Genomic DNA, 14983 nt, shown 5'->3' on the forward strand with positions numbered 1-14983 from the left:
CTGATGAGATGAAGACCGCAATGATACATGTCGTAACCAGAGTAAAGCTTTTTCTATTACGGAGTAAGGAGGCATTTGCGCTATTTCAAAAAAACGATCCGTTGCGACTTGCGGGCGCTACCGCTTTCTTCGCAAATTTTGCCTTACCTCCCATTCTTCTAATATTAATCAGGCTTTTCGGATTCTTTTTTGACAGAAAGATCTTCACAACGAGATTATTTGAGCGGTTGTCCGGCATCCTTGACGAGCAAAGCACAACTCAGATCAGACAAACGCTCAGAAATATCAGAGGGGTAGACCATCAGTGGTATGCAACGCTTATCAGCTTTATATTTTTTTTGTTCGTGGCCACTACCTTATTCAATGTTATAAAAAATTCAATGGACCAGATTTGGTCTATCGGAATTAGCGAGGGGTCAGGATTTCTTTTTAGACTGAAATTACGTGCCAGATCAACGGTGATCATTTTGCTGGCAGGTATACTCTTTTTGACCGGATTCATGACAGACAGCATCCAGGCCTTTATAAGTGGGTATATCAGCAATGCTTCTCCAACGTTTGGAAGGATTTTCTTTTGGGTACTGAATCAGCTACTCTTTGTACTAATCGTAACTATTTGGTTTACAATACTTTTCAGATTTCTAACGAACGGAAGACCAAAATGGATTACCGCAATGAGAGGAGGATTATTAACGGGAATTTTGTTTACTACCGGGAAATTCATTCTTAGAATTTTGCTACCTTTAAGTGGTATTGGAAACATCTACGGCACCTCCGGTTCAATTGTACTAATCATGCTTTTCGTATTCTATTCTTCATTTATCTTCTACTTTGGCGCTTGCTATGTTAAAATATTAAGTGACTCCAGAGATACTCCGATCCGCCCTATAAAGGGCACGTTCAACTATGAAATTAAAGAAATACTTAAAGACGCTTAGGCAGCGTTTGGATGTCTAATCTGCTCAAAGCCCTGCATTTCAAAAACTGCAAGTTTACTCAACAAATTGTAGTGAAGCGTTCCGAAAAAGTTAACTATACCTTCATTGTTTTTTCCCTCAATACAAATACTTTCTTTAACGATTTCTCTTGTCCCAAAACTGGGTTCGTTTAAGATGATGTCTTCGTCCTGGATTTTAAAGTTGTTGGCTTCAATAGAAAATTGTTTTAACATTTCAAGGAAGCTCTGTCCGTTTAGCAATAGTTCTCTGATATTCATAACAGTTTTACTTTTAGTTAGGTAGGGGTATGATATCAATTCTATTGCCAAAAAAAAAGGCAAACACAAAATGTTTGCCTTTTTTAAAGTATTGTTGAAAACTTACAGTTTTAGAACAATCTATAGGCTAAGCCGATCGTAAATAAACTCAATTTAGTATTATTGTAACCATCTTTCCCGATCTTAGATAAACCTTGTTCAAATCGTACATCAATACCCAATTTGCTCACATCCAGACCTGCGCCAAACTGCCAAGCAATGTTCTGTCCTTTGAAATCTCCTGATAAAGCATTACCAGCGGCATTTTTCACTGTCTGTTTGTCGTCCACAATAAAAGACACCACAGGACCTGTATTTAATCTTAATCCAACCCCTGCAGCTCCAATCTTTGTACCTATCAAGATTGGCACATCAAGACTTGTAAACTTTACAGTATTTTCAGCACCAGCATCATTTTTTAGCGTAGTGTTCTTTCCGCTTAGATACAGCTCTGGTTGCAAGTGTATACCTGCTGCGCCAATACGTGCCCACAGACCTGCATAGTAACCTGCGCGGTTGTCACTGCTAAAAGTGCTTTCAGTACTTAACTTCGAGAGGTTTGTTCCGGCCTTCAAACCAAACTGAAAACTTGGTAGTATTTGACTGAAACCAGTCAACCCAGAGCCTAGCAATATTGCTAATAGGATTATTTTTTTCATGGTGTAAAATTTAGTGTCTTATATAAATTATTTAAGTAAAAATATGAAATTTTAATTTCAAAACTAATTGCATACTTTTATATAACAAATATGATAGCCGCAGCCTTTGTTTTAAATATCATATCACTATGTTAATTAAGACTCCTGATGGATTTTACCTTTAACGTTTACTCGCTCATTCTCCTTCTCTGCGGAAAAATTACGCTCCTTTTATCCTACTATGTTTATAAAAAAGAAGACGGTGCAGTAAGGTTATTTGGGATCATGATGTTTACCAATGCCATCTGGTCTATCGCCTACGGTCTCGAACTTGCAAGTCTTTCTTTATCTCAGATCACATTTTTTATCAACATCGAATATATTGGTATCACTACCCTTCCGCTGAGTTGGTTCTTGTTTTGTTTGCACCTATCCGGTAAAGAAAAATGGTACAAAAGACCCTTTAACTTTGGAACACTGATGGTAATAACAATAGCGACTATACTTACTGTGTGGACGAACAATTGGCATCACCTCTACTACACATCAATAACAATAGACAATTCGAACTATTTTCCAATGGCAAAAATTGACACAGGAATTGGCTATCACCTTTTCACTATCTACTTTTACATTCTCCTTGCCATAGGAAACTATCTTTTGTTTGCAAAGTTTCGCACAGCAGACCCAATTTATCGCAGACAAAACTACCTGATCATTGTAGCGTCTTTGATTCCATGGATTGCAAATATCACCTATCTCGCTGGCATAAGACCTTTAGGCAATCTAGACATCACTCCATTTGCATTCGTTGCTACTACATTTTTAATTGCGGTGGCTATATACCGTTTTAAATTGTTCGACATCGTGCCTATTGCACGAGGAAAAGTGATGGATCTGATGCAGGATGGCTTTGTAATTCTCGATAACAAAAAGCGGGTTATTGATTGTAATCTTGCATTCAAAAAATACCTGGAAAGCAGCAAGAGGAACAACGTTATCGGCGCAACTCTTGAGGAACTTTTGCCTGGGCAAACGGCGTTTCATCGATCGATCGAAAACCGCTATGCTGGACACGTAGAGCTTAAAATTTCTAATGAATTCGGTGTATTTGATCTTGATGTTGACATTCGCTGCTTGGACAATAATCAACCTAATAGCGATGCCACTATTGTTAAAATGCAGGATTTGACCCAGTTCAAAAAGGATGCGATAAAGTCAAAGGAGCAAACGGAGGAACTAAAACGATTAAACCAGCTCAAAGACAGGATTTTCTCCATTATTGCTCATGACTTACGAGCCCCGCTAGTAAATCTTTCAGAAGTACTAAAAATGATCTCCGATGATGAGATTTCGCCGGAAGAATTCAAAATGCTGGCGCCTATTTTAAGTAAAGACATAATTTACACTACTGATCTCCTGGAAAATATTCTTCACTGGTCCCGCAGTCAGCTTAAAGGCTTTGGGATTAACAAAGGGTTTTTCGATTTAAAGGGTCTTGTTGTAGATGAGGTAAGCTACCACATGCCCTCCGCAAGGGCTAAAAATATAACGATCGTGCAAGATGTATTTCCAGGAGCAATGATCTATGCAGATATGCTAATGATTCAGATCGTGATTAGAAACATACTCAACAATGCAATTAAATTCTGTTACGACAAGTGCGAGATAAAGATATTTGCAGTCTACACTAAAGAACATTTTATTAAACTCTGTATTGAGGACAATGGAACAGGAATGGAGGAATTAATACTTGAAAGGCTCTTCAGCGGAGAAAATCAATCAAGAAGAGGCACAATGAATGAAAAAGGCACCGGACTTGGAATGGTTGTCTGTAAAGAATTTATGGACCGCAATGATGGCAAAATTTCTGTAAGCAGTGAAATAAGCATAGGAACTAAATTTTGTTTGTATCTGCCAGTGGATGAATCTAAAAGTTAAAACGTAGAAACAGCCAGGACTATAGTACCTGGCCTTTGTAGTAGTAGGATTAATAACTATCCTCCAGTTACGTCGTCAATCGCCTGTTGTTCTTTCAAAGCATCAACATTATTTTTAGACCCAAAATTAGTTGTCTTTTCTGCAAAATAATCCAAAATGCTTTTTATGGTGTCCAGATTATCTGCAACTCTTTGGTGCATATCAGGTAGGTCTTGATCTAGTTTTTTATCGCTTAGTTCTATATTGTCTACTTCAATCTTACCAATCTTCTGTATAATTGCCTGTTGTGAATGTTGCAAGTCTTCTAATTCTCTTACAATTTTCTCCATCAATTCAAACTTTTTTAAAGTATCCATTATTAGTGTTTCTAGGTAAATTAATATTTTAATTATATATTGAATCAACCAATTACCTTGCCAAAATTGAAGTACACGACTAGTAATCTGGCTTAGAATATGATACATTAACAAAACTGAAAAGCCAGATTTGGATAACTGATAAATAACTAATACTTTAGTTATTTTTAAATGGAACCTTATGAAGAAGTGTTTAATATTTATATTCGCCATTATTATTTTCCAGACAGTTGGGCTTCAGGCTCAAAGTATTGTGGATAATGATAAACTTTTAGAATTTTATCAGACTCAGCGGTATAGCGAGGCAGCGGCCTACCTGCAAACGGTTTTTATGGAGGATACTCAAGACCCAAAAGAACTATCGCAACTTGCGTATTCCAGCTTAATGGCTGGTAAGCTTGCTGATGCCGAGAAAAGCTATTTAAAATTATATACTCAGCAACCTACAAATCTCTCAACACTATTTAGCCTCGCCAATATCAGCATTAGAAGAGGCATAGATGAAAAGGCCAAGGGATATTACGAGGAGGTCCTAAAATTAGACAGCACAAACTTCAATGTGTATAAGCAACTGGCAAGCTTAAATAAAGACGATATCAATACTGAAAGAATAAAATACTTACGAAAGGCAAACACGCTTAACCCTACCGATGCGGATGTTGCTTTCAGCCTTTGCGAGATTTATTTTAACATGAATTTTTTTGGTGAAGCAAGCAAGGTCTTACAGCCGGCCCTTGCCGCCGATAGCACCAATCTTCAATTGCTCAAAATGAAAATGCCTATTAGTATGGCAAATAAAAAATATGACGAATCGATTGCAACGGGATTTAAGCTCCTAAGCTTTGGAGATAGCTCCACTTTTGTACTCAATAACTTGGCTAAGTCATATTTTCTAAAGCTTGATTATCGCAATGCCTTGAAATATTTTCTAATAATAAGGGATAAATCGTTCGATAATGAAGGTCTGTATTATAATATTGGTCTAAGCTACCGAGGGATCAAAGATTATAAGAATGCTGCCCCCTATTTCGAAAAAGCCATAACAGAAGGAATTTCTACTAAGATTGCTTCCTACTATGGTCTTCTTGGTGACTCATTTGAAGAGGTCAATAAAAATGAAGAGGCAAATGTAGCCTACAAGCGTGGTTTGTTATTTGAAAATAACGGTAGTTTACTATATAATATAGCATTAGTATATGAGACTAGGCTGAACGATAAGAAAAACGCCATCAGCTATTATGAACAGTATTTAAAGACCATAAATGAGAAGGAGCAGCCCAAACTGATTACTTTCATAAAAAACAAGGTTGTCGAATTAAAAAAGTAGTTAGCGTTTAATCAGCTTAGCTACATACTTTCCAATAATGTCGAACTCAATATTAACAGAATCATTAACATTGACTTCCTGAAGATTAGTGTGCTCGAAGGTATAAGGAATAATAAATACAGAAAACTCATCATCTTCGGAAGCAACCACCGTTAAGCTAATCCCATTCACGCATACAGAACCTTTTTCCACTGTCACATTACCCTGATTGCGATCATACCTAAACCTGTATTCCCAACTTCCGTCAAGTTCTTCCCTTTTTATACAAACAGCTGTCTGATCTACATGACCTTGAACAATATGGCCATCTAAACGGCCATTCATTTGCATGCAGCGCTCCAAATTAATTTTACTACCCAGCGTCAAATTGTTGAGGCTTGTCTTCCGCAGGGTCTCTTCAATCGCAGTTACCGTGTGACTGTTGCTTTCTAAAGCGACTACAGTAAGGCATACTCCACTATGGGCGACACTTTGATCAATCTTCAATTCATTGCTAATTGAAGATTTAATAGTAAAATGAACATTAGTACCCTCATGATTGATTGCTAATATTTCCCCTAACGTTTCTATTATTCCTGTAAACATCTTCTTTAAAACTTCAATCTATTCTTTCTCCAATTATCATTCCCCAGGAGCTTAGCAGCTATACCATCAATTTCAGGAGCTTTAAACGCCATCACACCCACCAGTGCTGCGATAAAAGCTTCATCCTGATCATCGTGAATCAGACTTTCAATGTTGAAATACTTACCTACAAAATGTGTATCAAAGTTTCCAGTCCTAAAAGCGTCGTGTTGCATTACAAATTTCCCAAAGTTTAAAGTCGTTTTAATACCGGTAATGTCATATTCATCAATTGCCCTGATCATTCTTTCAATTGCCTCGGCACGGTCGCTACCAAATACTATTAATTTGGCAATCATCGGATCGTAATAAATTGGAATTTCCATCCCCTGTTCAAAGCCATCATCTACTCTTACTCCGTTACCCTTAGGTGTGATGTAAGTTTCTAAAGTACCGATATCGGGTAAAAAGTTGTTGTCCGGATCCTCGGCGTATATACGCAACTCAATGGCATGACCACTAATCTTTAGTTCCTCCTGTGTGTAATTCAATGGTTCTCCACATGCAATTCTAATCTGTTCTTTAACCAGATCCAGCCCTGTAATCATTTCAGTTACCGGGTGCTCTACCTGAAGTCTGGTATTCATTTCAAGAAAGAAGAAATCAAGATTCTCATCCAGAATAAACTCTACAGTTCCAGCACCTATATAGTTGACAGCTCTTGCCACATCAACTGCACAGTTGCCCATCCGGGATCGCATATCTTGAGTTAGGATACTTGATGGCGCCTCTTCAACTACTTTTTGATGTCTTCTCTGAATAGAGCACTCTCTTTCAAACAGGTGTACAATATTTCCATGCGTATCTCCCAAAACCTGGATCTCTATGTGCCTGGGGGATGATACGAAACGTTCAATAAAAACAGCTCCATCTCCAAAGGCAGAAACTGCTTCACTGACAGCTAATTGCATCTGCTCCTCAAAATCTTCTTCGGTATTTACAATACGCATTCCCTTACCTCCTCCACCAGCCGCAGCCTTAATCAGTATAGGAAAGCCAACCTCCACTGCCCTGCGCTTTGCTTCGGCAACATCAGTAATGGCTTCTTCTGTCCCCGGAACCATTGGGATATTGTATTTTAAAACTGCCGCTTTTGCAGAGAGTTTGTTACCCATTATCTCCATAGCCTCTGGTGTTGGCCCAATAAGTATTAAGCCAGCCTCTTTGACCATTCTCGCAAAATTCGCGTTTTCAGAAAGAAAACCGTAACCTGGGTGGATTGCCTCGGCACCTGTGATTTTACAGGCCTCAATTATCTTTTCTCCGACTAAGTAGGATTGATTTGATGGCGCTAGTCCGATGCAGACGGCTTCATCAGCATATCTAACATGCAAGGCCGCCCTATCGGCATCAGAGTAAACAGCAACTGTTTTGATTCCCATTTCTCGTGCAGACCGCATAATTCTCAGTGCTATTTCACCGCGGTTAGCTATCAGGATCTTTTTCATTAGAGATTCTTAATATTTTCTAGCGTAAAATCAATCATTCCAGCATCAATGCCCAAATGAGTTACCATCCTGATGGTATTTTTCCCTGTGATGTTACAGGCAATTCCTTTAGTAGCCATTAATGCAACAACCGCTTCGGCAGAGCGAGAAGAAGCTACCTCAAAAATTACAATATTAGTTTGAACAGGCATTACCGACGCCACGTAACTGGCCTTGCTTAAAGCATCAGCAAGTGTGGCCGCGTGATGATGGTCTATTGCGAGTCGCTCAACATGATTGTCCAACGCATAAATACCTGCTGCTGCAAGATACCCCGCCTGCCTCATCCCACCACCAAAAGCCTTTCTTATTTTGATAGCTTTTCTTATAGTTTCTTTGGAACCAAGCAACACAGAACCAATGGGGGCACCGAGGCCCTTCGATAAGCAGACAGAAATGCCGTCAAAGTACCTACCGTAGTTTCTTGCACTGTCTCCTGTTGCTATAAGCGCATTGAAAATCCTTGCCCCATCTAGATGAAGCTTTAATCCTTTTATTTTACAAAGTGTTTGGATCGGCTCAATCTGGGATAAACTATAACAGGATCCGCCACCTTTATTAACCGTATTCTCCAATACAACTAATGTTGAACTAGGATAGTGAATATTGTATTCATTAATTTCAGGTTCAATAAGCTCTGGTGTTAGAATTCCTCTCTGGCCATTTAATAAACGAACCGATGCCATTGAATGGTAAGCAATTCCACCACCTTCATAACGGTAAACATGTGCAGTCTGATCACATATAACCTCATCCATCGGCTGGGTAAAGCATTTAATAGCTATCTGGTTGGTCATAGTCCCAGAAGGGCAGAACAAACCAGCTTCCATATTGAAGATGCTGGAAAGTTTAGCCTCCAGTGCATTCACTGTTTCATCCTCTCCGAACACATCATCACCAACTTTCGCCGTCATCATAGCATCAAGCATACCCTGTGTAGGCTTGGTTACTGTATCACTTCTAAAATCAACTATTAGGGCCATAAACTATTGTTAAACACAAATATTCATTTTTTTTTTGTTTTAAACAGGTGACACAGAAAAAATAAAGCGAGCGATTCTGTTCTTTTTTTTATGCTCTGGAAGCAATAATTCCAGCTTTTTGTTTGTGTAAAAGGAAAGAGACAATTTTAAATTTGGATATTAAAATAACAAACGTATTTTAGCTTAGTGTTTATTTAACAATATGGTAACATCAAAACGACGAGCAATGCGTTAAAAAGTGACCTTTAAACACAATTAAACGTAGAAAAACTTAAAACAACCAAAACTAAAAGACAAAATTTATGAAAGAAAACCATGTTCAGGCCGTAGGATTATTGACTTTTATTCCTAAATCTAAGTAAGATGATAGTTATTGCAGACGGTGGCTCTACCAAAACAAATTGGTGTTTAATTAACGAGGCGGGCAGAAAAATTTTATTTAACACAGAAGGTTACAACCCATACTTTTCGAGTGAAGAATATATTGTTGAATCATTAAATAACTCTTTACCAGATCATCTTGAAAAAGAAAAACTAACTGAAGTTCATTATTATGGCGCAGGGTGTTCTACAGATGCAAAACGTAAAATCGTTTACGATGCGATGAAACGAGTTTTCACGAACGCAGAAGTTAAAATCGGGCATGACCTTTTAGCATCTTGTCGTGCGCTACTTGGTGACGAGCCAGGCTTTGCCGCGATTTTAGGTACGGGCACTAACAGCTGTTTATATGACGGCACAGATATAAGCCTGAATATCGATTCACTAGGCTATTTCCTGGGTGACGAAGGAAGCGGTTGCTATATTGGCAAAAGGATTCTTTCTGACTATATGAAAGGATATATGCCTAAAGGATTGAGAGAAAGCTTTTACGATAATTTTGCACTAACCAACGAAGACATATTCGACAACATTTACAACAAACCGCTTCCTAATCGTTTCTGTGCAGGTTTCAGTAAGTTCTTGTACGATTTCAAAGACAGTTATGAAGATTATACTTATTCGACTATTGAGTATGCATTTACTGCATTCTTTGAAAATTTAGTTATACACTACCCCAACTATAAAGACTATAAACTGAACTGTGTGGGTTCTGTGGGTTACAGCTTTAGAGATATTTTAAGTGTTGTTGCAGACAAATATGAGATGGGTATCGGTAAGATCATCCGCTCTCCTATAGATGACCTGGTAAATTACCATCTGCACACATCAAAGAAATAAAATAAAAAAGCCCCATATGGGGCTTTTTTATTTTATTTCAATAAGAGTTTAGAAAGATATTTCCTTACCAAACAACTTGGCATATTTCCTTTTATCAAACTTGTAAAGTGTTGCCGCCCGAAAGGACACTCCTTGCTGCTTTTCTTCCAAATCTTTGAGGATGCCAAAACTTAGCATTTTCTTTCTAAAGTTTCTTTTATCCAGCTTCTTATCTCCAATTACCTCATAAACATTTTGCAGCTGCGTAAGTGTAAATTTTTCAGGCAATAGTTCGAAAGCTATAGGCTGATGCTTGATTCTTCTTTTGATTTTTTCAAGTCCAGTTTCAAAAATCTTTTTATGGTCGAACGCGAGTTTAGGCAAATCTTTTACATCTATCCAATTTGCCTTTTTAGCATAAGTACTAATCGGCTTTACGGCCTTATCTCCTCCAAGTCTAAGCAGTGCGTAATAAGCAATGCTAACTACTCTTCCCTGCGGGTGACGGTTAACATCACCGAAGGTATAATACTGCTCCATGTAGATGTTGCTTAAACCGGTGAGCTCATTTAAGATCCTTCCAGCGGATTGATCCAAACTCTCGTTTTCACCAACGATATTTCCCGGCAAAGCCCACCAATCTTTGAAAGGCTCTTCATTTCTTTCAATTAGTAGAATTTTCAATTCTCCTTCATCAAATCCGAAAACAACACAGTCAATGGAGAAAGTGGAATCAAACTTTGGTAAAATTTCGTTCAAAATATTTAATATTTAAGATTCATTAATTTTCCACCACACGCATCTTTCAGTCTTACAAATATAGCCTGATTCTGGTAAATTAAGACAAAGATAAGATTTGCAAAATAGGAATATAAAACCATTTAAATATACTTGCCCGCTCATTACAAAAAAAATACATTAAAAATTACTTAGTGTAAATATTACACCTTATATTCGTATATATTATGAAGCCAAATATTAAAAATATTGCTGTACTCACTTCAGGCGGCGATGCTCCCGGAATGAATGCCTGCATTAGAGCAGTAGTTCGGACTGGGATATATAACGGAGTGAATATGTTTGGGGTTTTACAAGGATACCAAGGATTAATAAATAACAATATTATCCCGATGGACGCGAGATCGGTTAGTAATACAATACACATGGGTGGTACCATTCTTAAAACTGCCCGCTGTTTAGAGTTTAAAACAGAAGAAGGGATGGAAATTGCATTTAAGAATTTACAATCACGAGATATTGATGGTTTGGTTGTAATTGGGGGCGATGGTACATTTACAGGTGCTCAACGCTTCGGCGAAAAGTTTGGAGTACGGGTGATGGGTGTTCCAGGTACAATTGACAATGACCTGTATGGATCAGACTTCACGCTTGGATACGACACCGCGATTAATACTGTCATTGAAGCAATAGATAAGATCAGAGACACTGCTGACTCGCACGACAGGTTGTTTTTCATAGAGGTTATGGGTAGAGACTCCGGTTGCATTGCCTTAAGAAGTGGTATCGCAAGCGGAGCGGAAGCAATTTTGTTACCAGAGAAAGAGACCAGCCTAGATGAACTGATCGCTCAGTTGGAAACAGGAGCCTCCACCAAAAAATCCTCAAGTATCGTTATTGTATCTGAAGGAAATAAGTTTGGCGGAGCATATGACATTGCAAAAAAGGTTAAAGAACGCTTTAATCACTATGATACAAAAGTGACCATATTAGGTCACCTTCAAAGAGGTGGTAGTCCAAGCAGTTTTGATAGAATATTGGGAAGCAGACTTGGTTTTGCGGCTGTGAATGAAATACTTAGAGGAAATACCATGCAAATGGTTGGCTTAAGGGGCAATGAAATTGTTACTACAAGCATCGAAGAAGCATTGACAAGGCACTTCTTTAAACTGGAAAATGACTTATTAGAAATGACAAAAGTATTGTCGATATAAATATTAATGATAGCAGTAGTATATAGCGGTTCTAAAACGGCTTTCTGGAAGATCGCCAGAGATGGAAAAACCATCGCTGACTGTACTATGCCCGGTATCAATCCGTGCTTCAACGATCAAAAAGCAATTCTTCAATTCCTCAATAAAAAAGCAACGCTGATAAATCACGCCGAGAGCATCAAAAAGATTTATGTCTTTGCTGCAGGTGCTTCCTCAAAAGAGCGCAGAGCAGAATTGTCCGAAACCCTCGGCTTATTTTTCAAGAACAGCAAGATCAAAGTGAGGGATGACCTTTATGGAGCTGCGATCTCTGCTTGCTATAATACTAGTGGCATCGTAGGTATTTTAGGGAGCGGTTCAAACTGCTCGTATTTTGACGGAAAAAAATTAGAAAAAAACAACTTCGGACTTGGCTTTGTTCTAGGCGATGAAGGATCTGCAAATTACTTAGGTAAAATTATCCTTAAAAGCTTTATGCAAGGGAAATTACCTAAAGAACTTCAAACTGAGTTTGCTTCGAAATATAATCTTGACAGATCACAAGTTTTGGATAGAATTTATAAGAAGCCGATGGTTCAACAGTTCTTGAGTTCATTTTTTGACTTTTATCTAGATCATCGCAATCACCCTTACATAGCCGCGATCTTAGATAAAGCATTTAATAATTATTTCAAGACCTATCTTTTACCAACGTTAAAATTACATCCTGGCAACGCGATACATTTTGTAGGCATTGTGGCCGGGAACTTTCAGGACGAGCTTCGGGCAATGGCAGCCAAGCATGGATTGGAAATTACCTCGATTACGAAAGAACCCATATACAATCTATTAAACTACTATTCAAATTAAAAAAATGAGCAAAATTGGAATAAACGGCTTTGGCCGTATCGGCAGACTGGTATTTAGAGCTGCTTTAAAAAGAGGATTAGATGTCGTTGCAATCAATGATTTAATTGAGCCAGATTACATGGCGTACATGTTGAAATATGACACTACTCACGGTCGTTTTGACGGTACAATAACCGTTGAAAACGGCAACTTGGTTGTTAATGGTAAAACGATACGTATTACTGCGGAAAGAGATCCTGCAAACCTTAAATGGGATGAAGTTGGTGTAGAAACAGTAATTGAGTCAACAGGTTTATTTTTAACTGAGGTTGATGCTCAAAAGCACATTACTGCGGGTGCAAAGAGAGTTGTATTGTCAGCTCCTGCTAAAGACGATTCAATTCCTACCTACGTAATGGGAGTTAACCATGACAAATTAACTGCTGATCAAACTATTGTTTCTAATGCGTCATGTACTACAAACTGTTTAGCGCCAATCGCTAAAGTTCTGAATGACAACTGGGGTATCGCTGAGGGCTTAATGAGTACAGTTCATGCGATAACTGCAACGCAAAAAACTGTTGATGGCCCGTCTGCAAAAGACTGGAGAGGTGGTCGTGGTGGTTTCTCCAACATCATTCCTTCTGCAACAGGTGCTGCAAAAGCGGTTACTAAAGTTATTCCTGAATTAAAAGGAAAATTAACAGGCATGGCCTTCCGTGTACCGGTAGCAGACGTATCAGTGGTAGATTTAACTGTACGTTTAGAAAGACCAGCAACTTACCAACAAATTAAAGATGCTATGAAAGCTGCTTCTGAAGGCGCTTTGAAAGGTGTTTTAGGATATACTGAAGACGAAGTTGTTTCGTCTGACTTCATCGGAGATGATCATGCTTCAATTTTTGACGCTAATGCAGGTATCGCATTGAATGATCACTTCGTTAAAGTTGTTTCATGGTATGACAACGAGTGGGGCTATTCATCAGCTCTGGCGAAATTTGTTGAGTACTATGGAAACTTAAAATAAAATTCGTTCATACGAGTTTATATTTGGTTAGATAAAGGGATGTTCGTGGATACGACACATCCCTTTTCCTTTATTGAAGTTATCCTTTCACCTATCTAGGTCGAAAATTTAATGGTCAGCAGCCATTATTCGCCTTTTGGCATAGGCGGCAGCTATAATCATCCCCATTCCAATCATGATAGATACATCTGCGAAGTTGAAAACCCCAGTCTGAAAGACGATGAAATCGATATGAAGAAAATCTGTGACTGATCCAAACATAATTCTATCATAAAGGTTTCCAATGCCACCCCCTATTACAAATGCAGCACCGATGATGGTCAGCCTGGAAAGTCTTACTTTGGTAAGAATAAAATACAGTCCCGTTGACAACACGATAGCCGGAAGAATAATTAATAGGGCAAATTTCAGGAACTGTGGGAGAATGCTCCCCACACTTAAGAAAGCACCAGTATTCTCCACCTTTGTTAGTGTAATATTATCGGTAAAAACTTTTATATTCTCATAATAGCCCACCTCTTTTCTAACGATGTTCTTAGAAATTTGATCGCAACCGACATTACAGATCACAATCAGCAAAATTGCAAGTCTGGTAATTCTCAATTTCATAACAAAATTATTTTAGCTAAAATTAGCTAAAATAATTCACAACTAATTTTTGTTGTTCTTTCCTATTAACTAGTCCGCAGGTTTGCAAACTGATAACCTTCGCTAACTTGCGTTTTTTCTTTAACCTGAGTAAACGCAACCTTCACGTCATCTTGAAGCTGAGTAATTACATTTCTGGCCTTGTTGTATGAACATTGATAAATGTCGTGCGCGTTCTGCAATTTGCCTGCCTTAGTATGTTGTCTACTAGTTTTGTAATTGTGGAGTTCTGAGTGTATTGTTCGCTCCACTTTACCTATTTTTAATGTTTTTGCTTCATATAAAATCACCCAATCGTCGTAATTGGCATATTTTGTTAAAGCTGTATTTAAGTCATTTACACGACCTTTTGTATCACCTGTACACCCAACTTTGATCAATTTTCCTTTCAAGGAGCCGGCAATGTAAACGAAACCAACTTTATGTTCCACTAATGCTGCTGCCACTTTACTGGGGTCACATTGTGGACAAAAACCAGCGATGGTCTTAAGATGGTGTGTTGAGTCATTTTCGCACTCTTCTGTGTTGACGGCAATAACCGCGTCTAATTCAGACATATCGGCTTTTAATTCATCAGTCATCCCCATGCCTTTTGCATCATATAATAGCTCGTAAGAGACTTTGTGTTTTTTAAAAAACTCTTGTTGCTCCTTCGTAAGCTGGTCTTTAGTAATCATTTTATAAAAATACGAATATTTGTTGAGTTACCCTTTATCT

General features: G+C 38.2%; 16 protein-coding genes. 7 read left to right on the forward strand and 9 right to left on the reverse strand.

Going from position 1 to position 14983, the window contains the following annotated elements; all coding sequences use genetic code 11:
* The first annotated feature begins 8 nt into the window (after positions 1–8).
* A complete protein-coding gene (locus ACHFIZ_RS12145; RefSeq protein WP_410886178.1) occupies positions 9–938 on the forward strand; it encodes a YihY/virulence factor BrkB family protein in 930 nt (309 codons plus the stop codon).
* Here ACHFIZ_RS12145 and ACHFIZ_RS12150 read toward each other — a convergent pair.
* Together ACHFIZ_RS12150 and ACHFIZ_RS12155 are read right to left on the reverse strand one after the other, a co-directional pair.
* Positions 935–1216 (reverse strand): hypothetical protein, encoded by a 282-nt coding sequence (locus ACHFIZ_RS12150; RefSeq protein WP_410886180.1) that lies wholly within the window; start codon positions 1214–1216, stop codon positions 935–937. The two genes, ACHFIZ_RS12145 and ACHFIZ_RS12150, sit on opposite strands and share 4 nt — an antisense overlap.
* Positions 1217–1326: 110 nt before the next feature.
* Entirely contained in the window at positions 1327–1914 is a 588-nt protein-coding gene (locus ACHFIZ_RS12155; protein WP_410886182.1) for a porin family protein, read from the reverse strand.
* Positions 1915–2061: 147 nt separating this feature from the next.
* Here ACHFIZ_RS12155 and ACHFIZ_RS12160 point away from each other — a divergent pair, with 147 nt between their 5' ends.
* The gene (locus ACHFIZ_RS12160) at positions 2062–3834 is read left to right on the forward strand and encodes a histidine kinase N-terminal 7TM domain-containing protein (RefSeq protein ID WP_410886184.1); all 1773 of its coding nucleotides are present in this window, start codon (positions 2062–2064) and stop codon (positions 3832–3834) included.
* 56 nt (positions 3835–3890) lie between these two features.
* On the opposite strand, the gene ACHFIZ_RS12165 is transcribed toward ACHFIZ_RS12160, so the two are convergent.
* The gene (locus ACHFIZ_RS12165; protein ID WP_410886186.1) at positions 3891–4190 is read right to left on the reverse strand and encodes a hypothetical protein; all 300 of its coding nucleotides are present in this window, start codon (positions 4188–4190) and stop codon (positions 3891–3893) included.
* A gap of 181 nt (positions 4191–4371) precedes the next feature.
* On the opposite strand from ACHFIZ_RS12165, the gene ACHFIZ_RS12170 reads away from it, so the two are divergent.
* Positions 4372–5517 (forward strand): tetratricopeptide repeat protein, encoded by a 1146-nt coding sequence (locus ACHFIZ_RS12170; protein WP_410886188.1) that lies wholly within the window; start codon positions 4372–4374, stop codon positions 5515–5517.
* On the opposite strand, the gene ACHFIZ_RS12175 is transcribed toward ACHFIZ_RS12170, so the two are convergent.
* From ACHFIZ_RS12175 to ACHFIZ_RS12185, 3 genes are read right to left on the reverse strand one after another with little or no spacing between them, the layout of a single operon-like run.
* Positions 5518–6102, reverse strand: a complete 585-nt coding sequence (locus tag ACHFIZ_RS12175; RefSeq protein WP_410886190.1) for a riboflavin synthase — start codon at positions 6100–6102, stop codon at positions 5518–5520.
* 5 nt (positions 6103–6107) lie between these two features.
* The gene (accC, locus tag ACHFIZ_RS12180; protein WP_410886192.1) at positions 6108–7589 is read right to left on the reverse strand and encodes an acetyl-CoA carboxylase biotin carboxylase subunit; all 1482 of its coding nucleotides are present in this window, start codon (positions 7587–7589) and stop codon (positions 6108–6110) included.
* Complete coding sequence (locus tag ACHFIZ_RS12185; protein WP_410886194.1) at positions 7589–8611, reverse strand: threonine aldolase family protein; 1023 nt, start codon at positions 8609–8611, stop codon at positions 7589–7591. The genes accC and ACHFIZ_RS12185 overlap by 1 nt, the downstream gene beginning before the upstream one ends.
* Positions 8612–8974: 363 nt before the next feature.
* On the opposite strand from ACHFIZ_RS12185, the gene ACHFIZ_RS12190 reads away from it, so the two are divergent.
* The gene (locus tag ACHFIZ_RS12190) at positions 8975–9832 is read left to right on the forward strand and encodes an N-acetylglucosamine kinase (protein ID WP_410886196.1); all 858 of its coding nucleotides are present in this window, start codon (positions 8975–8977) and stop codon (positions 9830–9832) included.
* Between the two features lie 48 nt (positions 9833–9880).
* Here ACHFIZ_RS12190 and ACHFIZ_RS12195 read toward each other — a convergent pair whose 3' ends face one another.
* The gene (locus ACHFIZ_RS12195; RefSeq protein ID WP_410886198.1) at positions 9881–10570 is read right to left on the reverse strand and encodes an NUDIX hydrolase; all 690 of its coding nucleotides are present in this window, start codon (positions 10568–10570) and stop codon (positions 9881–9883) included.
* Positions 10571–10776: 206 nt separating this feature from the next.
* Between ACHFIZ_RS12195 and pfkA the strand changes: the two genes are divergently transcribed.
* The 3 genes from pfkA to gap are packed head-to-tail and all read left to right on the forward strand — an operon-like array spanning position 10777 to position 13618.
* Entirely contained in the window at positions 10777–11763 is a 987-nt protein-coding gene (gene pfkA, locus ACHFIZ_RS12200) for a 6-phosphofructokinase (protein WP_410886200.1), read from the forward strand.
* A gap of 6 nt (positions 11764–11769) precedes the next feature.
* Entirely contained in the window at positions 11770–12612 is an 843-nt protein-coding gene (locus ACHFIZ_RS12205; RefSeq protein WP_410886202.1) for a hypothetical protein, read from the forward strand.
* Positions 12613–12616: 4 nt separating this feature from the next.
* Positions 12617–13618, forward strand: a complete 1002-nt coding sequence (gap, locus tag ACHFIZ_RS12210; protein ID WP_410886204.1) for a type I glyceraldehyde-3-phosphate dehydrogenase — start codon at positions 12617–12619, stop codon at positions 13616–13618.
* Between the two features lie 108 nt (positions 13619–13726).
* Here the strand turns inward: gap and lspA are convergent, their stop codons facing one another.
* Together lspA and ACHFIZ_RS12220 are read right to left on the reverse strand one after the other, a co-directional pair.
* Positions 13727–14227 carry a signal peptidase II gene (gene lspA / locus ACHFIZ_RS12215; protein WP_410886206.1) on the reverse strand — a complete coding sequence of 167 codons (501 nt, stop codon included), beginning with the start codon at positions 14225–14227 and terminating at the stop codon, positions 13727–13729.
* A 65-nt stretch (positions 14228–14292) separates the two neighbouring features.
* A complete protein-coding gene (locus tag ACHFIZ_RS12220; protein WP_410886208.1) occupies positions 14293–14943 on the reverse strand; it encodes a GIY-YIG nuclease family protein in 651 nt (216 codons plus the stop codon).
* Between the last annotated feature and the right edge of the window lie 40 nt (positions 14944–14983).

This window comes from Pedobacter sp. JCM 36344 (assembly GCF_046546555.1).
In the GTDB taxonomy this organism is placed as follows: Bacteria; Bacteroidota; Bacteroidia; order Sphingobacteriales; family Sphingobacteriaceae; genus Pedobacter.